A 26,094-nucleotide genomic window follows, 5' to 3' on the forward strand; every position below is an offset into this window, starting at 1 on the left:
AGGCTCGTCGTTGGTGTCGTAACGAAAGCTTGGTCCCGTGAACGTAGCCAGTCAGTCAGCGGTCTTCGGCAGACGCAGAGAGCCCCACACCGTCATCATCGCCCGGGGCGACCAGATAAGGCATTTCACCATACGTCCGTGGCTGGCCGCATTTTGCGGCTCGGCGCTGGCGGCGATCGTCATTGGCTACCTGCTGGCGACCTCTTATCTGGTGCTGCGCGACGACCTGATCGGCGCCACGACGGCGCGGCAGGCGCGCATGCAGCAGGCCTATGAAGACCGCATCTCGGCATTGCGCGGCCAGGTCGACCGCATCACCAGCCGCCAGCTTCTCGATCAGCAGTTGATGGAAACCAAGGTCAGCGAGTTGCTGGAACGGCAGAGCCAGCTCAGCCTGCGTCACGGCCGCCTCGGCCCGATCCTCGAACGAGCCGAAAATGAGGTCGGAACGCCGCCCGTGCCGACGGCAAAGCCGGACGAACACGCCGACGCGACCGGCAGCATCGCCCAGCCGATGGCCTACTCCGTCGCCAGCATTGCTGCCCCCCTTGCCAGCGACGACACGAGGCCGTTCTCGCTGTGGTCGACCCGCGCCAATCCGCTGCCGAGCGAAAGCGCGGCCGACCGGGCAGACAAGCTCTTCGTTTCGATCAACAACTCGCTGAAGACCATCGAGAGCCAGCAACTCACCCGCATCGCGACGCTTGCCGACAGTGCCTACAAGAGCGCCGACGCGATCTCGCAGGCGCTCGAGGCCGCCGGCCTGCCGGTCGACAGCGAATTCGAAAAGAGCGACGTCGGCGGCCCGCTGATACCGCTCGACAGTTCGTTGGTCTTTGACAGCAAGGTCAAAGAGTTGGACGAGGCGCTTGACGCGCTGGATCATCTGAAAAAGGAGGCGCGCCGGCTGCCGCTCGCCAACCCCGCCCCCGGCCATAGCGTCACCAGCCCGTTCGGCGTGCGCACCGACCCCATCCTCGGCACGGCCGCCTTGCATTCCGGCATGGATTTCAGGGCGCCGGTCGGCATGCCGGCCAAGGTCACGGCAGCCGGCGTCGTCGTCAAGGCCGGCTGGAACGGCGGCTACGGCCGCATGGTCGAGGTCGACCACGGCAACGGTTTTGTGACGCGTTACGGACATCTCAGCAAAATCGACGTCGCCGTCGGCCAGAAGCTCGATGCCGGGGACATCATCGGCAAGACCGGCAACAGCGGCCGCTCGACCGGCCCGCATCTGCACTACGAGGTTCGCCACAATGGCGAGGCGATCGACCCGCTGCGGTTTTTGACCGTCGGCAAGAAGGTCGAGCGGTATCTCTAGGAGCCGGGCTGCTCCTCAGACGACCCAGCAATTGAGCGGCATCGGGCCGGCGCAGCCAGGCCAAGGCGGCCTCACCTAAGTATCCTCGGGCGATCGCCCTTCGCTCTATTCTCCCCAGCAAACATTCGGCTCCAGCCCTTGAGGGCCTCTGCCCCACAGCGTTGACTCCGACGCAGTTGTAGGATGATATGTATAAGCCTATGCCTTAGTCCAGCAGGCTTGTAATGACCGTTCATGGTATCCCGCCTGAAATTCTGAATGCTCTGGAGGGCGCTGTCGGACAAAGCGGCGTGACCGCCGACGCTGCCGGCATGGCGAAATACCTTTTGGACTGGTCCGGGGATCATCGCGGCGGAGCCCTTGCGGTGCTGAAGCCTGCTTCCGTCAGCGAAGTCCAGGCTGTGGCGCGGCTCTGCGGCACGCTCGGGCTCGGAATCATCCCACAGGGCGGGAACACCGGGCTGGTGGCGGGTGCAATCGACATTGACACCCGTGGCGCGGTAATCGTCAGTCTGGAGCGGTTGAACGGCATCCGTCTCGTCGACGCCGACAATTTCGTCCTGCAGGCCGATGCCGGCTGCATCCTGCAGCACATCAAGGATGCGGCAGAAGCAGAGGATTGCCTGTTTCCGCTGGCGCTCGGCGCGCAGGGAAGCTGCCAGATCGGCGGCAATGCGGCCAGCAATGCCGGCGGCACCAACGTGCTGCGCTATGGCATGGCGCGCGATATCATCCTCGGCCTCGAAGTCGTCCTGCCCGACGGCGAGTTGTGGAGCGGCTTTTCCGGCCTGCGCAAGGACAATCGCGGCTACGACCTGAAGCAGCTCTTCATCGGCAGCGAAGGAACGCTCGGCATCATCACCGGCGTCGAGCTCAAGCTGTTTCCGAAACCGGCCCGGGTCGAGACCGCTTATCTCGGTCTCGTTTCGTTCGAAGCGGCCATCACCCTGTTCCGGCAGGCTCGCCGGGCCTCATCCGATCTGATTTCGGCCTTCGAGATCATTGGATCGGAGTGCATCGACCTCGCGCGCTTGATCGATGCCAACATCGTTTCGCCGGTCGAAGCTCCCGTCCACGTGCTGATCGAACTCTCCGCAAGTGCTACGGTCGATCTGCGCTCCATGCTGGTCGATTTCCTGGCCGGAGCCATTGAGAGCGGTCTGGTTGCCGAGGCCGTCCTTGCTGAAAGCGTCGCACAGGCCAGGGCCTTCTGGGCCATCCGCGAAGGGCTGGTCGAGGGCCAGGTAAGACGCGGCTACCATGTGCGCACCGACCTTGCGGTCAGGATATCGGACATCCCTGCCCTCATCGATCAGGCCCGCCAATTCGTGGCGCTGGAACATCCAGGCTGGCTGCCGCAGGCCTATGGCCATGCCGGCGACGGCAATATCCATTTCAACGTCCTGCCACCGCTTGGGCTCGCCGAGGGGGAAGCTCGTGCCCAGGGCGCGGAGATCACCGCCGGGCTCTACCAGATTGTCGGCGCGCTTGGCGGGTCGATCAGCGCCGAGCACGGCATCGGCCGCACCCGTCATCGCACTTTCTGGGCCGGCCTGGCGCCTGCCCATCGCCGGCTCGTCACGGCGCTCAAAACAACGATCGACCCTCAGGGATTGATGAATCCCGGCTGCCTTCTGCCATCGACGGAGACCTTTCCATGAAGCAAAGACTGGCCGCTATCGGCAGGGTCGAGGCGCTGCCGCATCGCGTCGCCGCGTTCCTCAGCCGCGAGATCGAATCCGGCGAGCTCAATCCGGGCACGCGGCTGCCGACCGAGCAGCAGCTCTCGGAAAAATTCGGCGTCAGTCGCAATGTGGTGCGCGAGGCGATCGCTCAACTCAGGGCTGATGGCATGATCGAAGCCCGGCAAGGCGTCGGCGCCTTCGTGCTGGCGCCGGAGCAGCGCGCCTCGATCCGCATCGATGGCGAGGCGCTGAAAGCGACCGGGAATATGGAACGGCTGTTCGAGCTGCGTTGCATACTGGAAGCCGAGTCAGCTGCGCTCGCCGCCGAACGGCGCGGACAGGAGCACCTCGACGCAATCAAGGCGGCGCTAGACCGGATGAGCGGCGAGGAGCGCTGGGAAGAAGGCAGCATCGACGCCGACCTTTTGTTCCATCGCGAGATCGCGCGGGCGACCGGCAACAATTACATCCACACCTTTATCTCCTTCGTTTGCGAGCAGATCCGCCGCTCGATCCACTACGCACGCCTCACCAATCCGCTGCACGACCTGGTCGAAGTCAATGTCGGGGAGCATGTGCGCATCTACGAAGCGCTGGTCGCGGGCGATCCCACGGCCGCCGAGGCGGCGATGCGCGCCCACATCGTCGGCGCCGCCGACCGCGTCGGCGTCAAGCTGCCAGCATCGCGCGCCGCGCACAGCACAGGGAGGTAGCCATGCCGGTCGGAGGCGCATATGCGATTTCGGACGTCTGCCTGCTCGTCGAAAATATCGAGCGGACGGTTGAATTCTACGTCGAGAAACTCGGCTTTCGCCTGCGGCGCCGCGCCGAGGGCTTTGCCGACTTTCATGGCGAGGGCGTCACGCTGGCGGCGTGGGAGATCGACCACATCAACCGGCACACCGGCGTCTCGAAATTGAGGTCGCCGCGCCAGGCGCACAAGGTCTGCGTGGCGGTCAGGCTAGACGCGCCCGGCGAGATCGACCGGCTCCATGGCGAACTGGCAGCCAAGGGCGTGCCCTTCTCCGGCCCGCCGGAGGATTATGTCTGGAACGCGCGCTGCGCATATTTCACCGATCCCGACGACACGCTTTGGGAACTATACGCCTGGCTCGACGGCGGCCCCGGCGACTATCACGACGAACAGCCGTAGACGACGCCGCGCCACGGAAAAATGAAGAGACGAGAACGTCTTGCAACAGGAGCGAAAAATGAGTGGGAACAGAGACTACGACATGAACCGCCGCAGCTTCGTGAAAGCCGGCTTCGCCGCCGTCGCGGCAGCTTCGGCCGGAATGCAGCTCGTGCTGACGCCGGGCGCCAAGGCTGCCGGAAAGGTCGTCATCCAGTATGATTGGCTGATGTCCAACGGACAGATTGGCGACATCGCAGCCGTCGCCAACGGCTATTTCAAGGAGGTGGGCCTCGAGGTGGAATTCAGCCCGGGCGGTCCCAATGCGGCGACGGTGCCGCCGGTGATTTCGGGCGCCGCACAACTCGGCCAGTTTTCCGAAACGCCGCAGCTCTACGCGGCGCGTGCCAGCGGCGTGCCGGTGAAGATCATCGCCTGCGGCTTCCGCACCGGTCCCTATGCCTTCACTTCGAAGCCTGCCAAGCCGATCCGCGGCGTGGCCGATCTCAAGGGAAAGAAGATCGGCATCCAGCCGACGGCGCGCTTCGTCATCGATGAGATCCTGGCCAAGAACGGTATTGATCCGTCCGAGGTCACCGTCGTCAATGTCGGCTTCGACAAGGCGCCGCTGGTGCGCGGCGACGTCGACGCGATTGGCGGATGGATCACCAACACCCAGGCGCTGAGCGTCGTCGGCGACGACCGGATCGATCTTCTGGTGCGCGATCTCGGGCTGAACTCCTATGCCGACGTGTATTTCGCTACCGACACAGCGATCGAACAGGATGCGGAAATGCTGGCGAAATTCATCGGCGCCGTCGCCAAGGGCTGGGGCTGGGTGCACGCCAATCCGCAGGAAGCAGTCAAGAAGATGGTCGAAGCCTATCCGGAAATGGACCTTGGCTGGGAGCAGAAGACGATCAATCTGGTGCTGAAACTCTCCTTTGACGGTGCAACCGCCAAGGACGGATGGGGAACCTTCGATCCCGCCTCGATCGAGGAGCAGCTGGCGCTGCTGGACAAGGTCGGCCAATACCCGAACGGCCGGCCCGCGGCAGCCGATGTCTACACCACCAAGATACTCGAATTGTCGGCCGCCGACCGACCCAAGCTCGACGCGCCCGCGGCTTGATGGCGAACGCGATCGAGGCCCGCAGGCTGGATGTCGGCTATAGCGGCCGGCAGCCGGTGGTGAAAGTGCTCTCCGGTCTCGACCTGTCGGTCGAGGCCGGCTCCTTCCTGTCGATCCTTGGACCTTCGGGATGCGGCAAGTCGACGTTCCTCAGGGTGGTGGCCGACTTGCTCGATCCGCTCGGCGGCTCGATCATCGTGCTTGGCGACACACCGCATGCTGTCCGTTCGCGGCGCGATGTCGGTTTCGTCTTCCAGGACTCGACCCTGCTGCCCTGGCGCACCGTGCGCGACAACGTCCGCCTGCCGCTCGATGTCGGACAAGGCCGGCTTACCCGGACAATAGACGATCGAACCGACGAGCTGCTTGATCTGATGGGGCTTGCCGGGTTCGGTGAGCGTCTGCCGCACCAATTGTCCGGCGGCCAGCGCCAGCGCGTGGCGATCGCCCGGTCACTGCTCGGGCAACCCAGGCTGCTTTTGATGGACGAGCCCTTCGGTGCGCTGGACGAGATCACCCGCGACCGCCTCAACGACGAGCTTTTGTCGTTGTGGCGGCGCACCGGCGCGACCATCCTTTTCGTTACTCATTCGATCGCCGAAGCCGCCTATCTCGGAGAACGGGTCATCGTTCTCGCCGCCAATCCGGGCCGCCTGGCCAGAGACCTCGACATGCGGCCGTTCAAGCAGGCAGGCAACCGCTGTTCGCGCGAGGATCCGGCGATCGTTGCCGCGATGGCCGAACTGCGCGGCGCGCTGGAACAGGCCTCATGAGGCAGGCGCCCTTGCCATCGGCGCTGGCCGTCGCCCTGCCCGTTTTTGGCGCGGCCTCGATCCTGCTCGCCTGGCAGTTCCTGCTGCCATGGCTCGGCGTGCCGGCCTATATCGTACCGACGCCGACGGCCATATCAGGCGTGTTCCGGAAGAGTCTTGCTTTGCTACTCAGCAATCTCTGGCCGACGCTGATCGAGGCGCTGGCGGGATTTGTCATCGGCAATTTTGCCGGTGTGCTGCTGGCGGTGCTGTTCGTGCACAGCCGCATCCTGCAGGCCGCCTATTTTCCGATCGTGCTGTTCTTCAACACCATCCCCATCCTGGCGCTGTCGCCGATCATCATCCTGATCTTCGGGCTCGGCATGACGCCGAAGATCGTGATCGCGGCGGTGATCTGCTTCTTCCCGACGCTGGTCAACATGATTCGCGGGCTGGACTCGGCCAGCGACAACGAGCACGAACTGTTCCGGGTGCTATCGGCTACGCGCTGGGAGATCTTCTGGAGCCTGCGCCTGCCAAGAGCATTGCCGATGCTGTTCTCCTCGCTGAGAATCGCTTCGGCCACGGCCGTGATCGGCGCCATTGTCGGCGAGTGGATCGGGTCGGATAAGGGCCTCGGCGCGCTCATCATCCAGGCGACCTTCAACTATCAGTCGGACCGGCTCTATGCGGCGATCGTGCTGTCGTCGTCCTTGTCGATCGCGATGTTCGCAATCGTGGTTCTGCTGGAGCGCCGTGCCATCCGCTATTGACCATTCCGTCGAGCGGCCATCCGCCAGGCGCGGGCTGTAAATTTATTTTTGAATTCCATTTGACTGAATAAATCTTCAGTGCCAGTCTGACCTCTCTCGAGGGCGCAAGGCATGGCACTGCGGGGAACCAATCAGGAGTTCGGGCGGCCGTATAATCGGCGCATCGTGCTCGAATCCATCCGCCTTCACGGGCCGATCGCCCGCGGCGACATTGCCAGGCGGGTCGGGCTCACCGTGCAGACGGTGTCGACCATCGTTCGCGAGCTGGAAGAGCACGGTTACGTGCTGTCGCTGCGCGAAGAGCCCAAGGGGCGCGGCCTGCCCCCGGCAACGCTGCGGATCAATCCGGAAGGCGGCTATGCCGTCGGCATTCACGTCACCCCGCTGGGCATCAATGCCGCGCTGATCAACCTCAGCGGCGATGTCATCGAGAGCAGCTACCGCGAGGCCCCAAATGCAACGCCCGACCACGCCTTCGAGCTGATCGGCGCCATGGTACTCGAATTGACAGCACTGCGGCCCGGTGGCCGCGTCCTCGGCATCGGCATGGCGTTGCCCGGGCCGTTTGGCGTGGAGTCCATGAGCTTTGTCGGTCCGACCACCATGACCGGCTGGAAGGATGTGGCGCTGCGCGAGCGGCTGGCCGCCTCGACCGGGCTGCCGGCCTTTTTCGAAACCGACATGGCGGCGGCTGCCATCGGCGAGCGCCTCTATGGCCTCGGCACGGCCTATTCCGAATATTACTATCTCTATTTCGGTGTCGGCCTCGGCGGCGTCATGGTGCATGACGGAGCCGCATTGCGCGGCGCCTGGGGCAATGCCGGCGAAATCGGCCACATTCCCGTGGTGCCGGGCGGCGAGCCCTGCCCGTGTGGCAATCGCGGCTGCCTCGAACGGTATCTTTCGCTCGAGGCGCTGCGGCGCCGCAACGTCGCCGACGCCGACTGGGTGAGCGAGATCGCGCCGATCTTCGGCAACGCCATCACCATCATCGAAAACCTGTTCGACCCCGAAACCATCATCCTTGGCGGGCTGGCGTCCACCGACCTGCTCGAAAGACTGGCCGGCGCAGCTGCGCACCTGCCCAACTCGGTCTCGGCGCGAAGCGACCGCACGACGCCCCGCGTCAGCGTCGCGCGCGGCGGCCAGCATGCGGTGTTGCGCGGCGCCGCAGCGCTTGCCGTCTCAGGGGTGCTTTCGCCACGCTTCGGCCAGATCTTCACCGCCGAACGCGAACGCGGGCGGGATCTCTTGCATAACAAGGGGATCGCGGCATGAGCGAACCGCTGCTGGTGCTCGATAACGTTGCCAAGAATTACGGTGCCATCGAAGCACTGAAAGGCATCAGCTTTTCGATCGGCAAGGGCGAAGTGGTGGCGCTGCTCGGCGACAACGGCGCCGGCAAATCGACGCTGGTCAAGATCATTGCCGGCGGGCTCGAGCCGACCTCCGGCCGCATGCTGTTCGAAGGCAAGGAATTCCTCGCCAAATCTCCTGCCGAGGCCAAGGCCGCGGGGATCGAGACCGTCTACCAGGACCTGTCGCTTTGCACCAATGTCGACGTGGTCGCCAATTTCTTCATGGGCCGCGAGATCACCAGGAAGGTTCTCGGCATTCCGGTGCTCGACGAGCGCGCCATGGAGCAGGTGGTGCAAAAGGCGTTGGCCAGCGCCGGCACCCGCATTCCCTCGCTTCGCACCAATGTCGAGCACCTCTCCGGCGGTCAGCGGCAGGCCATCGAGCTCAACCGATTCGTGCATTTTGGCGGCAAGCTGGTGCTTCTCGACGAGCCGTTCGCAGCGCTCGGTGTCGAGCAGACGCGGCGCGGCCTCGACATGATCCGCCAGGTGGCGAGCCAGGGTATCGGCGTCGTCATCATCACCCATATCATGCAACAGGCCTTCCAGGTCGCCGACCGGATCGTGGTGATCCGGCAAGGCGTCGTGGCTGGCGATGTCGCACGCAACAAAACAAGTCCCGACGCGGTGATCAACATGATCACCGGAGAGACGCTTGCCGGTGCCGGACCGGCGAGCTGAGGGACAAAATGAGGGGTCCGGCGCAAGAGGAGCGAACGACATGAAGAAAATACTTCTTTCCGTCTTCGGTATCCTGGCACTGGCCTTTGCCACGCTCACGCCGGCATTCGCTCAGTCCAAGGGCACCGTCTACTACATGGTGCCGACACTGCTCGATGAGTTCCAGACCGGCTCGGTGAGCGCGCTGGAATTGTTCCTGAAGCAGGTCGGCTACGAGATGAAGACGCTGAACGCCGACAACAAGACCGACGCTCAGCAATCGCAGATGAACGACGTCATCGCGCTCAAGCCGTCGGCGATCATCCTTGCCGCCGTCGATTTCAATGCGCTGAAACCGTCGATCGAGGCCGCCCGTGCCGCCGGCATCCCGGTCGTCGAGTTCGACCGCCAGATCACCTCGACGCCTTCCGACTTCACCTCGGTGGCCGGAACCGTCGAAATCGGCTACGTCGCCGCCGATCAGGCGCAAAAACTCCTGACCGCGAAAAACGGCTCGGTGAAAGGCAAGATCCTGCAGGTGCTCGGCGATCCGGGCGACCCCTATACGCTCGATATCCAGAAGGGTTTCGAGGAGAAGATGAAGGCGTTCCCGGACGTCAAGATCATCTCGCTGCCGGCCATGCAATGGGCGGCGGATGCAGCCGGGACCATCGTCAACGACCAGCTGCTCGCCAACCCCGACATCGACCTGATCTTCAGCCATGCCGCGCATCTTTCGGTCGCTGCCGTCGCCTCGCTCGAGGCCGCCGGCAAGAAGCCGGGTGACGTCATGCTGATGAGTTCGAACGGTGCTCCGGTCGGCCTCGACCTGATCCGTAAGGGCTGGCTCAATGTCGAAGTCGAGCAGCCGCTCTACGCCCAGGCCGCGGCGGTCGCCATGTTCATGGACAAGGTGGTCAACAAGCAGGAGATCAAGCCCGGCGAATATGATGTGCTTGGCCTGAAATCGACCCTGACCAAGGAAGCGTGGGGGCCGAACATCAAGATCCCCGGAGCTGCGATCACCAAGGAAAATGTCGATAACCCGGCCTTCTGGGGCAACATGAAGCCGCCGACCGAAACCATAAAGCCGGTCGAATAGCGAACTCGCCAGAAGCTCCGGGCCACACAGGGCCCGGGGCCAACCCTGCAGCCCTGGTGCGTTCGAACGGACGCGCACGGGAACGTTGCAGCAATTTTCAACCGCGCCTGATCTTTCCGAAAACCGAGTGGTTTTTCGGGGTCGGCGCCAACCGGATCCGCAGATGAACCCCCGCACGCGCCAAACCCTCGAGTTCATCCTCGACAATCTCGTCTGGTTCATGCTGGTCTTCGTGCTGGTGGTCTTTTCCATCCTTATCCCGAACTATTTTCAGCTCGGCATCTTCGCCAACATCATCGAGGCGTCGAGCGTGCTCGGCGTCATGTCGATCGGCCTGGCGCTGGTCATCATCGCCGGCCATATGGACCTGTCGGTCGAATCGGTGGCGGCGCTCAGCGCCATGGCGGTCGGCATCCTGTTCTGCTCGTCGGGCATCGGCCTTGGCATCCAGTTGCAGCCGCAATGGCTGATGGTTCCGGTTTCGCTGCTCATCGCGCTTGCCGTCGGCGGCCTCATCGGCGCCTTCAACGGCTATCTGGTGGTCAGGGTGAAGATGAGCGCCTTCATCATCACGCTGGCCTCCTACATCTGGGTTCGCGGCCTGGTGCTGGTCGTCTCCGGTGGCCGCTCGGCACAAGACCTTGCGCCGGCAATCCGCTGGTTCGGCATCCAGCGCCTGGGCGGCCTGCCGCTGACTGCCTGGATCGCCATTGCGTGCTTCGTGGTGTTCTCGCTGATCATGGCCAAGACGCCCTTCGGCAGGCACCTGGTCATGATCGGCGGCAACGAGACGGCGACGTTCCGCGCCGGCATCCGCGTCAACCGCAACCTGGTCATAGCCTTCGTTCTGGCCGGCGCCATCGCCGGCCTTGCCGGCTGGCTGCTGGCAATCCGCACCTCCGGCGCCACCGCCAATCTCGGCGTCGGCCTGTTGTTCAACGCCTTCGCCGCGGTCGTCATCGGCGGCGTCAGCCTGAAAGGCGGCGTCGGCACCTTGCCCGGCGTCTATGCCGGCGTGCTGCTGCTCTCGGCCATCAATACGGCGATTAATTTGATGGGCCTGCCGGCCAACTTCACCCAGGTGATCCACGGCCTGCTCGTCCTCGCCGCCGTGCTGCTCGACGCCTTCAAGCAAACCATCCGCCAGAGGCTCGCATGACCGGCCGTCTGGAAGGTAAGGTCGCGCTGATCGTCGGAAGTGCGCGCGGCATCGGCAAGGGCATCGCACAACGCTTTGCCGAAGAGGGCGCGACGCTTGTCCTGGCCGATACCGAGGTTGAGGCCGGGCAAGCGACTGCGGACGAGCTCGGCGCCGCCTTCATACACACCGACATTTCACAGATGGCCGATGCGCAAGCCGCCGTGGCGCTGGCGCTAGCGCATCACGGCCGGCTCGACATCATGGTCCAGAATGCCGGCATCTATCCCTGGCAATTGCTGGAAAACACCAGTCCCGACGATTGGGACCGGGTCATGGCGGTGAATTTGCGCGGCAGCTTTGTCGCCGCACGCGCGGCGCTGGTGCCGATGAAGGCACAGCGTTTTGGCCGCATGCTGTTCACCTCCTCGATCACCGGCCCGCATGTCACCAGTCCCGGCCACGGCCATTATTCGGCGACCAAGGCCGGCATCAACGGGCTGATCCGTTCGGCTGCGCTCGAATTCTCCGGCTACGGCATCACCGTCAACGGCGTCGAGCCCGGCAACATCCTCACCGAAGGCATAGAGCGGCATCGCGGTGCGGCCTTCATCAAGAACATGGAAGACGCCATCCCGCTCGGCCGCCTCGGCAGCCCGCGCGACGTGGCCAATGCCTTCCTGTTCCTGGCCTCCGACGACGCCAGCTACATCACCGGCACGACCATTATCGTCGACGGCGGGCAGCTTTTGCCCGAGGGCAAGGATTTCCGGCTGCTGCCGCCATGATCGTCGATTTCGGCGGCGGTTTCTTCCTGCGCCGGGCGACCGCCGCCGATCGTGCAGCGCTTGCCGCAATCTGTCTCAAGACCGGCGACGCCGGCAAGGACGCCAGCGGCCGCGAGGACGACCCGGACCTGCTCGGCCTGCTCTTCACCATTCCCTACCAAGTGCTCGAACCCGAACTGGCCTTCATAGTCGACGGCCCCTCAGGTGCCGCCGGCTATCTGCTTGGCGCAGCCGACACCGTTGCTTTCAACGCCAGCCTGGCATCAAAATGGTACCCGGAGATTCAGCGGCGTGTGACCGACCCCGAACCCGACAGCTCACGCTGGCGCGGCAGCGACTGGGCGCGGCACCGGATCCACCACCCCGATTTCGCTGTTCTGCCTGCACTGGCGGCCTATCCGTCGCACGGCCACATCGACCTTTTGCCGCAGGCGCGCGGAAGAGGCATCGGCAGGCGCGCCATGGCTTTCCTCGAGCAGTTCCTTGCCGCGAGCGGCTCAACCGGCATTCACCTCGAGGTCATGCCGCAGAATGATGATGCGCTAAGGTTCTACAAGGCGATCGGGTTTGAGGTGGTGCAGGTGCCGAAGCGTTGTGTTTATGTGGCGAAACGGCTTGCTCGGGCTCCGGCGATTGCAGGCTGAGCTGCGGCAAGCAATCGCTCAAGTTGCATCGAACCGGGAGGTTTCAACACAGTGCGGGCTAGTTCCAGTCTTGGCGGAGTGCCTACTAGTTCGGTGTGGGCGGCAGAGGAACATGCGCAACCGTTTCTCCCGCCACAATCGAGAACACATAGAGCAGATAGATAGCTAATACCAATAGCGCGAGGAATGAGCCATTGGCGAAAATTCCTGCAACCGTGGTGCTGCGATAAGGTTCAACTGTTGCCTTCTTAAGGATATCTTCTTCGCTGCGGGTTGTCTTCACAACCTGTTCGCCTGGAAGCCGGTTTTTTTCAGCCTCCTTCGATATCTTATCCGCGAGATCTCCTGCGATCACGGCATCATCCGGAAGATGACTCGTAAGCCATCCAGGAATATTTTCGCTCCCGCCCATGCTCATGTGCAAGTATGATTCAGCTTTCTTCTGTTCTCCCTAAATTACTGCATGTTTTATCTTTCGGCAATCGTTTGCCTTATGGGGAAGCGCCAGATCAGACTTAAGTCCCTACGGAAAGGCGCTTTGATCGGACCAAAGTCCTAGTGGCGTAGTGGTCACATGTGTCTCGCCTGGGCCGCGGAGCATTTGCAGGCGGAAAATACGGCACAACAGCGAAGCCATTGGTTGCGATCAGAGGTTGCGCCGGGCGGGTCAGCTTGGGCGGTGTAGCCCCTGATTGAGCACATTGAGGAAAATGGTGGGCGATGACGGGCTCGAACCGCCGACATCTTCGGTGTAAACGAAGCGCTCTACCAACTGAGCTAATCGCCCGCTCCGGGCCGGACCTTTAAGCAGTTAGGACCGGCTTCGCAAGGCCAAATGAGCGGCCAGCGGCTTGGCCGAGAGCAGCTTTCGGCGACAAGGTTCTGCGTGTCAAAAAACCTTCTGCTGTTTGCTGTTATGCTGTCCGGGTCCGCTTGACACCCGGTGGCTTACCCCTTATCCACCGCCCCAACGACGAACACGGCTGACACGTGCTCGTCCATGCGCGGGTGTAGCTCAGTTGGTTAGAGTGCCGGCCTGTCACGCCGGAGGTCGCGGGTTCGAGCCCCGTCACTCGCGCCATTTCTCCTTCGGGCCACGGCCCTTGGTGTCGGAGAAATGTCGACGTTGATTTGTCAAAAACCGTCTTCTTCGTCAGGTAATCCCGATTCATTGGTTTTGAATCTGAGATCGATCTCTACATCGACCCACCAGCCCTGCTTGCTAGCGCGCCGAGCCACAAGACAAGAGCTTCCTGCCCACAGTCTGGTCCCTCAGCTACGGACTCACCCCTTGGCGAGCAGCGCCTCGACCTCCTGCAACGCGGGCATGGACGGCGCGGTGCCTGGACGCGTCACCGAGATGCCGGCGACGGCGCAGGCGAAGCGCACCGCCTGCAGGGGTTCGATCCCCCTCGACAGCGCCGCCGCCAAGCCGCCATTGAAGGCGTCGCCCGCGCCGGTGGTCTCGATGACCGGGCCGGCAGCGGCCGCTGCGACATGTTCGGATCGATCGGCCGTGTGCAGCAGCGCACCCTTTTCGCCGAGCGTCACGATGACCGTGCCAACGCCCTTCTCGAGCAGGCTGTCGGCGGCACGGCGGGCATCGTCGATCGAGGACACCTTGATGCCGGTCAGTTCCTCGGCCTCGGTTTCGTTCGGCGTGACATAGTCGCAAAGCGTATAGATGCGGTCTGGAAGCTTTGCCGCCGGCGCCGGGTTGAGGATGGTGGTCACCCCTGCCCCACGCGCGATCTCCAGCGCCCGCATCGCCGCCTCGATCGGCTGTTCGAGCTGGGTGACGAAGACCCCGGCCGCGCGGATCAGTTCGGCATTTGCCTCGATATCGGCGGGCGAAATCAGCATGGCCGCGCCGGGACTGACGATAATGGCGTTGTTGCCGCTCGTCTCCTCGATGAAGATATAGGCGGCACCGGTGTAGCTTTCCGGTGTGTCGATGACAGCGCTCTTCACGCCGGCCGCGTTCCAGGTCTGTCTCGCCATCTCGGCAAAGGGATCGACGCCGAGGCGGGTCAGAAAGGTGACGTCGGCGCCGAGCCGGCCGGCCGCCACCGCCTGGTTCGAGCCCTTGCCGCCGGGGCCGAGCGTGAAGGACGTGCCCAGGATCGTCTCGCCGATGCGCGGCTGGCGGGCGGCGCGGTAGGCCGTGTCGGCGACGAAGACGCCCAATATGACAACAGGCTTCATAACGATCGGTCTGCCCGGCATGTCGCTACTCCGCATCCGGCGGCACGACGCCCTTGCGGAATGCGAAGCAGCCATAGAAGCGGCGCTCGCCGGTCTGGATGACGCAATAGGCCTTCTTGGCGCGTTCGTAGAAGGCATAGCGCTCGACCGAGATCATCGGCCAGGCCTTGCCCTCGGCGGCATCGATCTCTTGTTGCACTTCCTGCTGCACGGCGGGAATCTCGTCCGGCTTGCCGACGATCTCCATGCGCGCGGCGGCATCGTCGACGAAGGTGTCCAGCGGATAAAGCGACAGCACCGCCTTGACGACCTCCGCTGCCGATGCGTCGATGCGCAGCAGCTTGCCAAGCACAGTCTGCCGCGCCACCGAATCGGACGGGAAATTGGTGTCGGCGATGATCAGATCGTCACCGTGACCCATCGCCCGCAGCGCCTGCAGCACATCGGCATTGAGCAGCGGATTGATTCCTTTGAGCATGGTATTCCTCGCGAGGTTTGCTGGGGCGAAATCAGAGCCGCTTGCCGGTCTCTGCGTCGAAGAGATGCACCTGGTCGAGCCGCGGTTTCAGGTGCAGTGTGTCGCCCGGCTTGAACTCGTGGCGTTCACGGAACAGCGCCACCATCTCGCCCTCGCCGAAGCGCAGGAACACGAGAGTCTCGGAACCGGTCGGCTCGACCACCGAAATCTTAGCTGGGACACCATCTGGATGGATTTCGAGATGCTCGGGCCGCACGCCGTAGACGACATTGCGGCCATCTTCCACGGTATTGCTCGATGCGATCGGGAACGGCGTCCCGGCGATCTCGACGACGGGCTTGTCGCCCTTGCGCACGACGCCCTTGAGCAGGTTCATCGAGGGCGAGCCGATGAAGCCGGCGACAAACAGATTGGCCGGCCGGTCGAACAATTCCAGCGGCGCGCCGACCTGTTCGATGCGACCGTCGCGCATCACCACGATCTTGTCGGCCATGGTCATGGCCTCGATCTGGTCGTGGGTGACGTAGATGGTGGTGGTCTTCAGTCGTTGGTGCAGTTCCTTGATCTCGGTGCGCATCTGGACACGCAGCTTGGCATCGAGATTGGAGAGCGGCTCGTCGAACAGGAACACCTGCGGGTTGCGCACGATGGCGCGACCCATGGCGACGCGCTGGCGCTGGCCGCCCGAGAGCTGGCGCGGATAGCGCTTGAGGTAGGGGTTGAGGTCGAGGATGTCGGCGGCGCGCTTGACCCGCTCAGTGACCACCGCCGGATCAGTTTTGCGCAGCTTGAGAGCAAAGGCCATGTTCTGCTCGACCGTCTTGTGCGGATAGAGCGCGTAGTTCTGGAACACCATGGCGATGTCGCGCTTGGCCGGCGGCAAATGGTTGACGACGCGCTCGCCGATGGCGATGGTGCCGCCGGAAACCGTTTCCAGCCCGGCCACCATCCTCAGCAGCGTGGACTTGCCGCAGCCGGAAGGCCCGACCAGCACCACGAACTGTCCGTCGGCGATGTCGACGCTGACATCGTGCAGAACCTTGACGGTTCCGAACGCCTTGGCCACATTGCGGATCGCGACTTGAGCCATCATTCCCCCTTCAGTTGCCGTGAAGCTAAACAACGCAAACGGCGAGGGCAAGTCGGTCTCTTATAGATAAAAAACCCATTCACGTTGACACCGCACTTCGTTGTGCGAATAGTGACAGCGCCCGGCTTATGACCCTGTTCCGGGCGCACCGGTACGCTTGTCCGGCACTGAATGCCAAGCGTCGCGGGAGGGAGAATTCGGGCCGCTATTTACGGGAGTCGCTGTCGTTGGGGAACATAATCGGCGCTCCACCATCTGAACCAATTCACGATTGATCTTCTGGGAGGAACGAGATGAAAGTCAGCCTTTATAACCAACTTGTCCGCGCCGGGGCCACCCGCCGCGACGTGCTGAAGGGAGCGGCCAGCATGGCCGCCCTCGCCGCGGCCTCAAGCGCCGGACTTGGTGCCCTGACGCGCCCGGCTGCGGCCGCCGATGACCTGCGCGCGCAGATCCTGCAGATCCCGGGCGTCGGCAAGGGTCAGCCGACCGATGCCGATTTCCAGCAGGTCGGCGAGCTTTGCCTGGGCGCCACCAAGGCCAATGTCAAGGAAGGCGAATTCGCCGGTGTCGAACTCACCTTCATGGGCCTCAACAATCAGAACCTGCACAATGTGCTGTTTCGCGGCTTCCTGAAGCCGTGGGAGACCTATACCGGCGCCAAGATCAACTGGATCGATCTGGCGCAGGCCGACTACAATCCGCGCCTGCAGCAGGCGATCGCCACGAACACAATTGACTTTGATATCGTCGAGATGGGCGCGCCATTCGAAGGTGACGTCTGCGGCAAGGGCCTCACTTCGGAAATGCCGGATTGGGTCAAGAAGCAGATCGACATGGACGACCTGGTGGCCTATCTGAAGCCTCCGGTCGGCACCTGGAACGGCAAGCAGTACCGCGTCACCGTCGACGGTGATACGCACAACTTCAACTACCGCACCGACGTATTCTCCGATGCTGGACTGGCAGAGGCCTGGAAAGCCGACAGCGGCGACAAGGCGGGCTTGACGGAATGGGGCGTGCCGAAGACCTGGCAGCAGGTGCAGGTGGTGACCAAGTTCCTCAAGGGCAAGCAGGTGAACGGCCAGGACGTCTTTGGTTATCTCGACGCGCCCAAGCCCTGGGGCGGTTTCGGCTTCTACTTCCTCGGCAGCCGCGCCTCCGCCTATGCCAAGCATCCCGACGACAAGGCGTGGCTGTTCGATCCGGATACGATGAAACCGCGCGTCAACAACCCGGCCTGGGTGCGGGCGATCCAGGACGTGATCGACGCGCTGCCTTTCGAACCGCAAGATCAAATCAACGCCGACCCGAACCAGACCTGTTTCTCACAATTCCTGGGTGGCACTGGTTCGATGCTGGCTTGGTGGGGAGACGCTGGCTCGAATGCGAAGACCAACGACTCCTCGGTCGTCGGGGACGTCACCGGATTCTCGATCCTGCCAGGCTCGGACGACGTCTACAATTCCAAGACCGGACAGTGGGAGAAGCTCGCCAGCGGCCCGAATTATGCGCCGAACTGCGCCTATCTCGGCTGGGGTGTCTACGTCATGGCCCGCGTCGATACGGATGAGAAGAAGAAGAAGGCGGCCTGGTCTGCCGCGGCTCATCTCGGCGGCAAGGACCTGTCGCTCTGGTGCGCGGCGTATCCGTCCGGCTTCCAGCCCTATCGCAACTCCCATTTCAACATTCCGGAATGGGTGGCGGCGGGTTACGACGAGGCGTTCACCACCTCGTATCTGAAGTCGGAAGCCGACAGCTACAACCATCCGAATGCGGCGATCGAGCCACGTATCCCCGGCATCTTCCAGTATTACAGCGCCGCCGAGGACATTCTGGCCAACACATTTGCCGGCAAGATGAAGGCGCAGGAAGGTGCCGACGCCATCGCAGCCGCCTGGGAGAAGCTGACCGACCAGATCGGCCGCGACAACCAGATCAAGCTCTACAAGGCCTCGCTTGGTATGTAGGCTGATAGTGAAACTTGGTCCGGCAGCGCATAGCCGCCGGACCTCCCCTTGACCGACTTGGCCTCGACCGGCTCGGCCGGTCATCGAGCCTCCTGTGAACGGGCAAGACGCGTGGCTGACCGGACCCTGGCTGACCAGACTTTGTCGACAAGTGAATGGCCGGCAGGCGCCGTGCCATCCGACCTGATACCGCGGAGCCGCAAACGGCTTGGCTGGGCGCTGATGGCTGCTGCAACGCTAGGCCTTCTGGCGGTGATTGCGCTGCAGATCCTTTACAAGAGCGATGTCGACGCTATCGGCTTCGAGACCTGGCGGCCTGTCGTTTACGCCTATGTGCTGTGGGGTGTCGCGCTTGGCATCGGCCAGGTGCTGACGCGCGGCGAGGACGGCCAGCGCTCGCTGTTCCTGCTGCCGGCGCTGCTGTTTACCATTGCCATGGTGATCTTCCCGACGCTGTTCGGCTTCTACATCGCGCTGACCGATTGGAACCTCAGTTCTTTCAGCGGCCGGACGTTCAACGGGCTCGACAATTTCTGGCAGATGCTGAACGACGCCTATTATCGCAACGCGCTGTTCAACATGGTGCTCTACGTGCTGGCGGTGTTGGTCGAATATGTCATCGCCTTCGGCCTGGCGCTGCTGCTCAACGCGCAGATCCGGGCGCGAAAATTCTTCCGCGTCGTCTTCCTGCTGCCGTTGATGCTGTCGCCAGTCGCGGTGTCGTGGATGATCGGCAAGTCGTTGATGGAATACCGCTTCGGGCCTGCCGCAACGCTGGCGCGGCAACTCGGCTGGGAAAACCCGGCCTTCTTCTCCAACCCGATCACCGCCCGCATCTCGATCATGGTGCTCGACGCGTGGACCTTCATCCCGTTCATGATGATCATGCTGCTCGCCGGCCTGCAGGCGATGTCGCGCGAGGTGCTCGAGGCGGCGCGTGTCGATGGCGCCACCGCCTGGCAGACTTTCTGGCAAGTCACCTTCCCGCTGATGCTGCCGGTGTCGGTGACGGCGGTCATCCTGCGCATCATCTTCAAGCTGAAGCTCGCCGATATCATCATCACTGTCACCTCCGGCGGCCCGGGCGGCGCGACTGATTCGGTGTCGAGCTTCATCTACCGCGAATATCGCGACCGCTCGAATGTCGGCTACGGCACGATGCTGGCGATGGCCTATTTGGTCATCATCATTGTCTTCGTGACCTGGCTGCTGAAATTCGCCAGCCGCTTCGTGCGCAACGTCAACTGATCGGGCCGGCAAGATGAGCGTTCAAACCACCGACTATGCCGCCTCAGAAATCCGCTCGCCGGCGAGCTTCGTCGCCAACCGCGTCTTCATCTACGGCGCCCTCATCTTCTGGGCTTTCATCTGCCTGTTCCCGATTTATTGGACGATAACCACCTCGTTCAAGACCGCGGTCGACGTCACCCAGGGCCATCTGATCCCGTTCGTCGATTTCAAACCCGACTCGAAGGGCTGGCGTTCGCTTGGCTTGTCGCCGGACTCGATCTTTCGGACGTCGACGGTGCGCGACGAATTCATCAAGCGCTTCATGAATTCGGTCATCACTTCGGTCGGCGCGTCGACCCTCGCCATCGTCATCGGCAGCCTCGCCGCCTACGGGCTCACCCGCTATCGTTACAAGTTCGCCTGGTTCAGGAACGAGGACATTTCCTTCTTCTTCCTGTCGCAGCTGATCCTGCCGCCGGTGGTATTGGCCCTGCCCTTCCTCGTGCTCTACCGGGAAGTCGGCCTGCTCGACACGCGCGTCGGGCTGATCCTGCTCTACACGCTGATGGTGCTGCCGATCGTCATCTGGATCATGCGCGACCAGTTCAATTCCATTCCGGTGGAGCTGGAGGAAGCAGCACTCGTCGACGGCCTGTCGATCTGGGGCGCCTTCTTGCGCATCGTCATGCCGATCGCGCTGCCGGGCATGGTCGCCGCCTTCATCCTGGCGATGGTGCTGTGCTGGAACGAGTATTTCTTCGCCGCGCTTCTGACCTCGACGGATGCCAAGACCATTCCTGTCATGGTGGCGAGCCAGACCGGCTCGCAAGGCATCAACTGGTGGTCGATGGCAGCGCTTGCCACCGCGGCCATCACACCGCTCGCCGTCATCGGCATTGCGCTCGAGCGTTACCTGATCATGGGCATGACGGCGGGCGCGGTGAAATAACTGCGCCGGGAGAAGGTGGCCGAGCGAAGCTCGGTCGGATGAGGGGTGCTGGACGGATCGCCAGCGTCTCATTTCTTCCAACACCCCTCATCCGGCATCGGCGCTACGCGCCGATCCACCTTCTCCCACAAGGGGAGAAGGGAAAACCGCGCTAACCAAAAGTGTTGCCCGCAAATGATCGAGGATCATGGCAACCCCTTTTTGCCCCAGTTCCGCCGAGGCTTCGGGCGCACTTGCCGTGTACCAGCAGGTGTTGTCGGCGAAGCGGCCCGCATCCACCGCTTCCGGGCACAGCGCCAGCATCAGTGACGTCTCGCCGGTGCCGGCATGGTCGAACGGGTACTGGCTGTGCATTGAAGCCGGCATCAGCGGATGCACCTGTACCCAGTTGAAGAAATTGCTGCCCTCGGCGTGCTCGGCATAATAGTCAGCCATCGCCGCAGAGCCCCACCAGCCTTCGCCGCGTTCTTTCTCCAGGAAGCGGAAGATCGCTTGTCGGCCGGCGGCCTTGAAGGCGAGATCGGTTGGCATGCCGGCAGCAAAATTCTCGGTTTGGTGGTGAATGATGGCGTGGATGTTGCGGAAGCCAATGCGCAGCAAGCTGTAGAACAATTCTTCCGCAAATGGCGCCAGCACATTGCCGCCGACCTGCACCGAGCCGCTGCCTTCCGGCGCCGCAACGGCATAGCTTGCCGCGCCGTAATAGAAGGGCGGCAGAATGACGATTTCGGCCTCCGTTTCGAACAGTTCCAGGCTCTTGACCACGGCCAGCGTGTCCATGCCGACGGCCATGTGCTCGCCGTGATATTCGAGCACACCGAGCGGCAACACGACCGGCCGGTTCTCGGCGATCGCCTTGCGGATCTGGTGCGGCAGCATCAGTTCGTAGCGCATGACACCTACTCCATATTGGTGTGGCGGGCGCGCATCGCTTCCGGCGAGACGCCGGTCAGATCCCCGAGCTTCAGCACCATCACTTCGAAGAGGACGAACAGCGCGCCTTCGAACACCGAGCCCATCGGCAGGACGGATGTCTTTTCCGGACCCTGGTCGTCGGCCATGGTCTGAGCCGGGATAAGCAATGTGAAGTCGGCTAGCTTCGCGGCAGTGCTGTCGGCTTGCGCGGTGAGCAGCAGGACGGCGGCACCGGCCTCGCGCGCGACCCGCATCAAGATCAGCACCGTCGATGTCTCGCCTGGGCCGGAGCTGGCGAGGAAGACATCGCCCGCGCCCAGCGGCGGCGTGGTCATGTCGCCGACGACCGACACCGGCAGACCGAGATGGTAGAGCCGCATGGCAAAACCCTGGACCTGCAGCGCCTCGCGGCCGCAGCCATAGGTGACGATCTTTTTCGCGCCGGCCAAGATGGCGCAAGCCGCGTCAATGCGGCTTTCGTTGATACGCTCCAGCACGGTGCCAAGCTCGCTCAGCGCAATCCCAAACAGGTTTTCGCCGTCGTCCGTCATGAAATTTGCACCAGCTTGCAGGTACCGGAGAACCACATGAACATCTCAGTCACATTTGCCCCGAACAGCTTGTTTTCATTCATGCTATCACCGCGAAAATTGGTGTCCAACGACACGCAGTGCTTTTGATGCGCTACAGCCGTGATAGTGTCACGGCAAATCGTAAATGAGGAAACGACAGCATATGAAGACACGGCATTTCGACCGCATCGGCAATGGCGGCATCAACTTCACCGAGCTCGGCTTCGGCACCGCGCCGCTCGGCAATCTCTACCGCGCCGTCTCCGACGAGGATGCCAATGCCACTCTGGAGACGGCATGGCGGGTCGGCTGCCGCTACTTCGACACCGCGCCGCTTTATGGGCTGGGCCTTGCCGAAACGCGGCTCAATCTGTTCCTGCGTTCGAAGAAGCGCGACGACTACGTGCTGTCCAGCAAAGTCGGGCGCATCATGCGCGCCTGCCCGCCGGAACAGCGCACCGGCATCGGCAAATTCTTCGACACCCCATCGCGCCGCGAGGTCTACGATTACAGCTATGACGGCGTCATGCGCTCCTTCGAAGCCTCGCTGGAACGGCTCGGCGTCGACCGCATCGACATCCTCTTCGTGCACGATGTCGACATCTTCACCCATGGCAGCAAGGAAGCCTCGGACCAGCGCATCCAGGAATTCATGAGCTCCGGCTACTATGGATTGCTGGCACTGCGCGACCAGGGCGTAATCAAGGCGTTCGGCGGCGGCATCAATGAGTGGCCGGTTGCCCAGACGCTGGCCGAGCGCGGCGATTTCGACCTGTTTCTGCTTGCCGGGCGCTATACGCTGCTGGAGCAGGAGGCGCTGCAGTCTTTCCTGCCTCTATGCCAGCAACGCGGCATCGGCATCGTTCTCGGCGGGCCGTACAATTCCGGCATTCTGGCAACCGGGCCGAAGCCCGGCGCCTACTACAATTATTCGGAAGCGCCGCAGGATATCATGGACCGCGTCACCCGCATCGAGGCCGTCTGCAAGCGCCACGGCGTGCGCCTGATCGAGGCGGCGCTGCAGTTCCCGCTGTTGCATCCTTCGGTCGTGTCGGTAATCCCGGGTGGCCAGCGGCCGGGCGAAGTCGAAAGCAATCGCTCGCTGCTCGACGCGAAGCTGCCATCAGCGCTGTGGGCCGATCTCAAGACAGAAGGCTTGATGCGCACGGATGCGCCGACGGCATAGCGCCGCCTTTTCCAACGGCACCGCGGGCACAGAAAAGAAAAACCGGATATGCCGGCTCTTCTTTTCTCTGAAAGACTTAAGGAGGCGCTTAGTTGACCGCGTCCTTGAGGCCCTTGCCGGCCGAGAACTTCGGCACGGTGCGCGCCGGGATCTTCACTTCCGCACCGGTCTGCGGATTGCGGCCGGTCGACGCGGCGCGTTTTGACACGGTGAAATTTCCGAAGCCGACAAGCCGGACATCGCCGCCCTTTTTCAGTTCGCCGGTGATGACGGAAAACACCGCATCAACCGCCGACTGCGCGTCACCCTTCGAAATACTCGCGGCATCGGCGACAGCGGACACCAGTTCGTTCTTGTTCATAAAAATTCCCTTCCATGAGAAAACCGGAACACTCGACTCATCCGGCAGGAAACGGACTTTAGAAAGAAGCGCTCCGCCAACCAAGTCGAAAAGCGCCAAGAAAGTCGAAAAAAGCCCGGAAATCCGGGGTTCTTCACATGAAAAAGCCGGGCTCAAGGCCCGGCTCTCTCTTTGTGCATTGCAACTTTAGCAAGAACTAATGCGCCAGCGATTTACCAGCCTCGTCTCCGACATCGACCACGGCCGGCGCATTGACGGGTTCGACCCACTGGATCGGTTCCGGCATGCGCACCAGCGCATGGCGCAACACTTCGCCAACGCGTGAGACCGGAATGATCTCCATGCCGCTCTTCACGTTCTCCGGAATCTCCGCCAGATCCTTGGCGTTCTCTTCCGGGATCAGCACCTTCTTGATGCCGCCGCGCAGTGCGGCAAGCAGCTTTTCCTTAAGGCCGCCGATCGGCAGCACCCTGCCGCGCAGCGTGATCTCGCCGGTCATCGCCACATCGGCCTTGACCGGGATACCGGTCAACACCGAGACGATCGCCGTCGCCATCGCCACGCCAGCCGACGGTCCGTCCTTAGGCGTTGCGCCTTCTGGCACGTGCACGTGGATATCGCGCTTGTCGAACAGCGGCGGCTCGACGCCGAAATCGATGGCCCGCGAGCGGACGTAAGAGGCCGCCGCCGAGATCGATTCCTTCATCACGTCGCGCAGATTGCCGGTCACCGTCATGCGGCCCTTGCCGGGCATCATGACGCCTTCCACCGTCAACAGCTCGCCGCCGACTTCCGTCCAGGCGAGCCCGGTGACCACGCCGACCTGATCGTCGCTCTCGACCTGGCCGAAGCGGAAGCGCGGAACACCAAGGTAATCGGCAAGATTGTCCGCCGTGATGTTGATCGTCTTCTTCTTCGTCTTCAGGATCTCGGTCACCGCCTTGCGCCCGAGCTTCATCAGCTCGCGCTCCAGGCTCCTGACGCCCGCTTCACGGGTGTAGGTCTGGATGATGCCGCGGATCGCGTCCTCGCCGACGGAGAACTCCTTCGGCTGCAACGCGTGGTCGCGGATCACCTTGGGCATCAGGTGACGCTTGGCGATTTCGATCTTCTCGTCCTCGGTGTAACCGGCGATACGGATGATCTCCATGCGGTCCATCAGGGGCGCAGGGATGTTCAGCGTGTTCGCCGTCGTCACGAACATCACGCTCGACAGGTCGTATTCGACCTCGAGGTAATGGTCCATGAACGTCGAGTTCTGCTCGGGATCGAGCACCTCGAGCAAAGCCGATGACGGATCGCCGCGGAAATCCTGGCCCATCTTGTCGATCTCGTCGAGCAGGAAGAGCGGGTTGGATTTCTTCGCCTTCTTCATCGACTGGATGACCTTGCCGGGCATCGAGCCGATATAGGTGCGGCGGTGACCACGGATCTCGGCCTCGTCGCGCACGCCGCCCAGCGCCATGCGGATGAACTCACGACCGGTCGCCTTGGCGATCGACTTGCCGAGCGAGGTCTTGCCGACGCCGGGAGGTCCGACGAGGCACAGGATCGGCCCCTTCAGCTTCTTCTGGCGGCTCTGCACGGCGAGGTATTCGACGATGCGGTCCTTGACCTTGTCGAGGCCGAAATGATCCGTATCGAGCACGTTCTGGGCAAAGGCCAGATCCTGCTTGACCTTGGAGTTCCTGCCCCACGGGATCGACAGCAGCCAGTCGAGATAGTTGCGCACGACGGTCGATTCAGCCGACATCGGCGACATCGTCCGCAGCTTCTTCAGTTCGGCTTCCGCCTTTTCGCGGGCCTCCTTGGAGAGCTTGGTCTTCTTGATGCGCGCCTCGATCTCGGCGGCCTCGTCGCGGCCGTCCTCGCCTTCGCCGAGCTCCTTCTGGATCGCCTTCATCTGCTCGTTGAGGTAGTATTCGCGCTGCGTCTTCTCCATCTGGCGCTTGACGCGCGAGCGGATGCGCTTCTCGACCTGGAGCACCGAGATTTCGGCTTCCATGAAGCCCATCGCCTTCTCCAGCCGTTCCTTGACGGAAAGCGTGGCGAGCATCTCCTGCTTCTCGGGGATCTTGATGGCAAGATGCGAAGCGACCGTGTCGGCGAGCTTGGAATAGTCGTCGATCTGGCTGGCGGCACCCACCACTTCGGGCGAGATCTTCTTGTTCAGCTTGACGTAGTTCTCGAAGTCGGTGACGACGGAACGGGCCAGCGCCTCGACCTCGACCTCTTCCTCCTCCGGTTCGACCAGCGCCGCAGCACGGGCTTCATGGAAGTCGGGACGGTCGGTGAACGCAACGATTTTCGCGCGCGAGGCGCCTTCGACCAGCACCTTCACGGTGCCGTCCGGCAGTTTCAGCAATTGCAGCACATTGGCGAGCGTGCCGATGTCAAAGATGGCATCGGGCTCCGGATCGTCGTCGGCGGCATTCATCTGGGTCGCAAGCAGGATCTGCTTTTCCTGACCCATCACTTCTTCCAGCGCCTTGATCGACTTTTCACGCCCGACGAAGAGCGGAACGATCATGTGCGGGAACACCACGATGTCGCGCAGTGGGAGGACTGCGAAGACGCCGTCGCTGGGAGCCTTGGATAATTTGGCCATTGTCCAACCTTTCATGTCGCGGCCGCCAATCGGCCAACCGCGAAT

General features: G+C 62.8%; 25 protein-coding genes and 2 tRNA genes. 18 read left to right on the plus strand and 9 right to left on the minus strand.

Annotation, left to right across the window (positions count from 1 at the left end):
- Positions 1–37: 37 nt before the first annotated feature.
- The 13 genes from NKH91_RS18445 to NKH91_RS18505 all read left to right on the plus strand — a co-directional run bounded on the left by NKH91_RS18445 (position 38) and on the right by NKH91_RS18505 (position 12,485).
- Positions 38–1,321: a M23 family metallopeptidase gene (locus NKH91_RS18445; RefSeq protein WP_352845063.1), complete on the plus strand. Its 1,284-nt coding sequence runs from the start codon at positions 38–40 to the stop codon at positions 1,319–1,321.
- 224 nt (positions 1,322–1,545) lie between these two features.
- Entirely contained in the window at positions 1,546–2,982 is a 1,437-nt protein-coding gene (locus NKH91_RS18450) for an FAD-binding oxidoreductase (protein WP_352845065.1), read from the plus strand.
- On the plus strand, positions 2,979–3,719 hold the full coding sequence (locus NKH91_RS18455) for a FadR/GntR family transcriptional regulator (RefSeq protein ID WP_352845067.1): 741 nt from the start codon (positions 2,979–2,981) through the stop codon (positions 3,717–3,719). The genes NKH91_RS18450 and NKH91_RS18455 overlap by 4 nt, the downstream gene beginning before the upstream one ends.
- A 2-nt stretch (positions 3,720–3,721) precedes the next feature.
- On the plus strand, positions 3,722–4,159 hold the full coding sequence (locus NKH91_RS18460) for a VOC family protein (protein WP_352845069.1): 438 nt from the start codon (positions 3,722–3,724) through the stop codon (positions 4,157–4,159).
- Positions 4,160–4,241: 82 nt separating this feature from the next.
- On the plus strand, positions 4,242–5,270 hold the full coding sequence (locus tag NKH91_RS18465) for an ABC transporter substrate-binding protein (protein ID WP_352481311.1): 1,029 nt from the start codon (positions 4,242–4,244) through the stop codon (positions 5,268–5,270).
- Complete coding sequence (locus tag NKH91_RS18470; protein ID WP_352845071.1) at positions 5,270–6,043, plus strand: ABC transporter ATP-binding protein; 774 nt, start codon at positions 5,270–5,272, stop codon at positions 6,041–6,043. The genes NKH91_RS18465 and NKH91_RS18470 overlap by 1 nt, the downstream gene beginning before the upstream one ends.
- Positions 6,040–6,795, plus strand: coding sequence for an ABC transporter permease (locus NKH91_RS18475; RefSeq protein WP_023717344.1), 756 nt, complete (start codon positions 6,040–6,042; stop codon positions 6,793–6,795). The genes NKH91_RS18470 and NKH91_RS18475 overlap by 4 nt, the downstream gene beginning before the upstream one ends.
- 111 nt (positions 6,796–6,906) lie before the next feature.
- Complete coding sequence (locus NKH91_RS18480; RefSeq protein ID WP_352884168.1) at positions 6,907–8,073, plus strand: ROK family transcriptional regulator; 1,167 nt, start codon at positions 6,907–6,909, stop codon at positions 8,071–8,073.
- Positions 8,070–8,834, plus strand: coding sequence for an ATP-binding cassette domain-containing protein (locus tag NKH91_RS18485; RefSeq protein WP_023717343.1), 765 nt, complete (start codon positions 8,070–8,072; stop codon positions 8,832–8,834). Before NKH91_RS18480 ends, NKH91_RS18485 begins: the two co-directional genes overlap by 4 nt.
- Before the next feature lie 40 nt (positions 8,835–8,874).
- The gene (locus NKH91_RS18490) at positions 8,875–9,915 is read left to right on the plus strand and encodes a sugar ABC transporter substrate-binding protein (protein WP_352571438.1); all 1,041 of its coding nucleotides are present in this window, start codon (positions 8,875–8,877) and stop codon (positions 9,913–9,915) included.
- Positions 9,916–10,078: 163 nt separating this feature from the next.
- Entirely contained in the window at positions 10,079–11,074 is a 996-nt protein-coding gene (locus NKH91_RS18495) for an ABC transporter permease (RefSeq protein ID WP_352845072.1), read from the plus strand.
- Entirely contained in the window at positions 11,071–11,841 is a 771-nt protein-coding gene (locus NKH91_RS18500; protein WP_352481192.1) for an SDR family oxidoreductase, read from the plus strand. The genes NKH91_RS18495 and NKH91_RS18500 overlap by 4 nt, the downstream gene beginning before the upstream one ends.
- Entirely contained in the window at positions 11,838–12,485 is a 648-nt protein-coding gene (locus NKH91_RS18505) for a GNAT family N-acetyltransferase (RefSeq protein WP_352845074.1), read from the plus strand. The genes NKH91_RS18500 and NKH91_RS18505 overlap by 4 nt, the downstream gene beginning before the upstream one ends.
- A gap of 85 nt (positions 12,486–12,570) precedes the next feature.
- Here the strand turns inward: NKH91_RS18505 and NKH91_RS18510 are convergent, their stop codons facing one another.
- Positions 12,571–12,897, minus strand: coding sequence for a hypothetical protein (locus NKH91_RS18510; RefSeq protein WP_352481194.1), 327 nt, complete (start codon positions 12,895–12,897; stop codon positions 12,571–12,573).
- 299 nt (positions 12,898–13,196) lie between these two features.
- A tRNA-Val gene (locus NKH91_RS18515) sits at positions 13,197–13,272 on the minus strand.
- Positions 13,273–13,489: 217 nt separating this feature from the next.
- Between NKH91_RS18515 and NKH91_RS18520 the strand changes: the two genes are divergently transcribed.
- A tRNA-Asp gene (locus NKH91_RS18520) sits at positions 13,490–13,566 on the plus strand.
- Between the two features lie 203 nt (positions 13,567–13,769).
- Here the strand turns inward: NKH91_RS18520 and rbsK are convergent.
- The 3 genes from rbsK to NKH91_RS18535 are packed head-to-tail and all read right to left on the minus strand — an operon-like array spanning position 13,770 to position 16,258.
- Positions 13,770–14,711: a ribokinase gene (gene rbsK / locus NKH91_RS18525; RefSeq protein ID WP_352845075.1), complete on the minus strand. Its 942-nt coding sequence runs from the start codon at positions 14,709–14,711 to the stop codon at positions 13,770–13,772.
- Positions 14,712–14,715: 4 nt separating this feature from the next.
- On the minus strand, positions 14,716–15,168 hold the full coding sequence (locus tag NKH91_RS18530; protein ID WP_352845076.1) for an RbsD/FucU family protein: 453 nt from the start codon (positions 15,166–15,168) through the stop codon (positions 14,716–14,718).
- Positions 15,169–15,199: 31 nt separating this feature from the next.
- Positions 15,200–16,258 (minus strand): ABC transporter ATP-binding protein, encoded by a 1,059-nt coding sequence (locus tag NKH91_RS18535; RefSeq protein WP_352640079.1) that lies wholly within the window; start codon positions 16,256–16,258, stop codon positions 15,200–15,202.
- A gap of 293 nt (positions 16,259–16,551) precedes the next feature.
- Between NKH91_RS18535 and NKH91_RS18540 the strand changes: the two genes are divergently transcribed.
- The 3 genes from NKH91_RS18540 to NKH91_RS18550 all read left to right on the plus strand — a co-directional run bounded on the left by NKH91_RS18540 (position 16,552) and on the right by NKH91_RS18550 (position 20,407).
- Positions 16,552–18,228, plus strand: coding sequence for an ABC transporter substrate-binding protein (locus tag NKH91_RS18540; RefSeq protein WP_352845077.1), 1,677 nt, complete (start codon positions 16,552–16,554; stop codon positions 18,226–18,228).
- 126 nt (positions 18,229–18,354) lie between these two features.
- Positions 18,355–19,476: a carbohydrate ABC transporter permease gene (locus NKH91_RS18545; protein WP_352845209.1), complete on the plus strand. Its 1,122-nt coding sequence runs from the start codon at positions 18,355–18,357 to the stop codon at positions 19,474–19,476.
- Positions 19,477–19,489: 13 nt separating this feature from the next.
- Positions 19,490–20,407 (plus strand): carbohydrate ABC transporter permease, encoded by a 918-nt coding sequence (locus NKH91_RS18550; protein ID WP_352845079.1) that lies wholly within the window; start codon positions 19,490–19,492, stop codon positions 20,405–20,407.
- 87 nt (positions 20,408–20,494) lie between these two features.
- On the opposite strand, the gene NKH91_RS18555 is transcribed toward NKH91_RS18550, so the two are convergent.
- Both NKH91_RS18555 and NKH91_RS18560 read right to left on the minus strand, forming a co-directional pair.
- A complete protein-coding gene (locus NKH91_RS18555; RefSeq protein WP_352845080.1) occupies positions 20,495–21,301 on the minus strand; it encodes a creatininase family protein in 807 nt (268 codons plus the stop codon).
- Between the two features lie 5 nt (positions 21,302–21,306).
- A complete protein-coding gene (locus NKH91_RS18560) occupies positions 21,307–21,873 on the minus strand; it encodes an SIS domain-containing protein (protein ID WP_352845081.1) in 567 nt (188 codons plus the stop codon).
- A 184-nt stretch (positions 21,874–22,057) separates the two neighbouring features.
- On the opposite strand from NKH91_RS18560, the gene NKH91_RS18565 reads away from it, so the two are divergent.
- Entirely contained in the window at positions 22,058–23,080 is a 1,023-nt protein-coding gene (locus tag NKH91_RS18565; protein WP_352845083.1) for an aldo/keto reductase, read from the plus strand.
- Between the two features lie 88 nt (positions 23,081–23,168).
- Here the strand turns inward: NKH91_RS18565 and NKH91_RS18570 are convergent, their stop codons facing one another.
- Complete coding sequence (locus NKH91_RS18570; RefSeq protein ID WP_006201846.1) at positions 23,169–23,441, minus strand: HU family DNA-binding protein; 273 nt, start codon at positions 23,439–23,441, stop codon at positions 23,169–23,171.
- Positions 23,442–23,637: 196 nt separating this feature from the next.
- A complete protein-coding gene (lon, locus tag NKH91_RS18575) occupies positions 23,638–26,049 on the minus strand; it encodes an endopeptidase La (RefSeq protein ID WP_023674656.1) in 2,412 nt (803 codons plus the stop codon).
- Between the last annotated feature and the right edge of the window lie 45 nt (positions 26,050–26,094).

The organism is Mesorhizobium sp. M0894, assembly GCF_040319725.1.
Taxonomy (GTDB): Bacteria; Pseudomonadota; Alphaproteobacteria; order Rhizobiales; family Rhizobiaceae; genus Mesorhizobium.

What these genes read in the sequence shown, in the direction of transcription:
- NKH91_RS18450 (WP_352845065.1), top strand. Translation starts at nt 1,546, where the DNA reads ATGACCGTTCATGGTATCCCGCCTGAAATTCTGAATGCTCTGGAGGGC.
- NKH91_RS18455 (WP_352845067.1), top strand. Translation starts at nt 2,979, where the DNA reads ATGAAGCAAAGACTGGCCGCTATCGGCAGGGTCGAGGCGCTGCCGCAT.
- NKH91_RS18460 (WP_352845069.1), top strand. Translation starts at nt 3,722, where the DNA reads ATGCCGGTCGGAGGCGCATATGCGATTTCGGACGTCTGCCTGCTCGTC.
- NKH91_RS18465 (WP_352481311.1), top strand. Translation starts at nt 4,242, where the DNA reads ATGAACCGCCGCAGCTTCGTGAAAGCCGGCTTCGCCGCCGTCGCGGCA.
- NKH91_RS18470 (WP_352845071.1), top strand. Translation starts at nt 5,270, where the DNA reads ATGGCGAACGCGATCGAGGCCCGCAGGCTGGATGTCGGCTATAGCGGC.
- NKH91_RS18475 (WP_023717344.1), top strand. Translation starts at nt 6,040, where the DNA reads ATGAGGCAGGCGCCCTTGCCATCGGCGCTGGCCGTCGCCCTGCCCGTT.
- NKH91_RS18480 (WP_352884168.1), top strand. Translation starts at nt 6,907, where the DNA reads ATGGCACTGCGGGGAACCAATCAGGAGTTCGGGCGGCCGTATAATCGG.
- NKH91_RS18485 (WP_023717343.1), top strand. Translation starts at nt 8,070, where the DNA reads ATGAGCGAACCGCTGCTGGTGCTCGATAACGTTGCCAAGAATTACGGT.
- NKH91_RS18490 (WP_352571438.1), top strand. Translation starts at nt 8,875, where the DNA reads ATGAAGAAAATACTTCTTTCCGTCTTCGGTATCCTGGCACTGGCCTTT.
- NKH91_RS18495 (WP_352845072.1), top strand. Translation starts at nt 10,079, where the DNA reads ATGAACCCCCGCACGCGCCAAACCCTCGAGTTCATCCTCGACAATCTC.
- NKH91_RS18500 (WP_352481192.1), top strand. Translation starts at nt 11,071, where the DNA reads ATGACCGGCCGTCTGGAAGGTAAGGTCGCGCTGATCGTCGGAAGTGCG.
- NKH91_RS18505 (WP_352845074.1), top strand. Translation starts at nt 11,838, where the DNA reads ATGATCGTCGATTTCGGCGGCGGTTTCTTCCTGCGCCGGGCGACCGCC.
- NKH91_RS18510 (WP_352481194.1), bottom strand. Translation starts at nt 12,897, where the DNA reads ATGGGCGGGAGCGAAAATATTCCTGGATGGCTTACGAGTCATCTTCCG.
- rbsK (WP_352845075.1), bottom strand. Translation starts at nt 14,711, where the DNA reads ATGCCGGGCAGACCGATCGTTATGAAGCCTGTTGTCATATTGGGCGTC.
- NKH91_RS18530 (WP_352845076.1), bottom strand. Translation starts at nt 15,168, where the DNA reads ATGCTCAAAGGAATCAATCCGCTGCTCAATGCCGATGTGCTGCAGGCG.
- NKH91_RS18535 (WP_352640079.1), bottom strand. Translation starts at nt 16,258, where the DNA reads ATGGCTCAAGTCGCGATCCGCAATGTGGCCAAGGCGTTCGGAACCGTC.
- NKH91_RS18540 (WP_352845077.1), top strand. Translation starts at nt 16,552, where the DNA reads ATGAAAGTCAGCCTTTATAACCAACTTGTCCGCGCCGGGGCCACCCGC.
- NKH91_RS18550 (WP_352845079.1), top strand. Translation starts at nt 19,490, where the DNA reads ATGAGCGTTCAAACCACCGACTATGCCGCCTCAGAAATCCGCTCGCCG.
- NKH91_RS18555 (WP_352845080.1), bottom strand. Translation starts at nt 21,301, where the DNA reads ATGCGCTACGAACTGATGCTGCCGCACCAGATCCGCAAGGCGATCGCC.
- NKH91_RS18560 (WP_352845081.1), bottom strand. Translation starts at nt 21,873, where the DNA reads ATGACGGACGACGGCGAAAACCTGTTTGGGATTGCGCTGAGCGAGCTT.
- NKH91_RS18565 (WP_352845083.1), top strand. Translation starts at nt 22,058, where the DNA reads ATGAAGACACGGCATTTCGACCGCATCGGCAATGGCGGCATCAACTTC.
- NKH91_RS18570 (WP_006201846.1), bottom strand. Translation starts at nt 23,441, where the DNA reads ATGAACAAGAACGAACTGGTGTCCGCTGTCGCCGATGCCGCGAGTATT.
- lon (WP_023674656.1), bottom strand. Translation starts at nt 26,049, where the DNA reads ATGGCCAAATTATCCAAGGCTCCCAGCGACGGCGTCTTCGCAGTCCTC.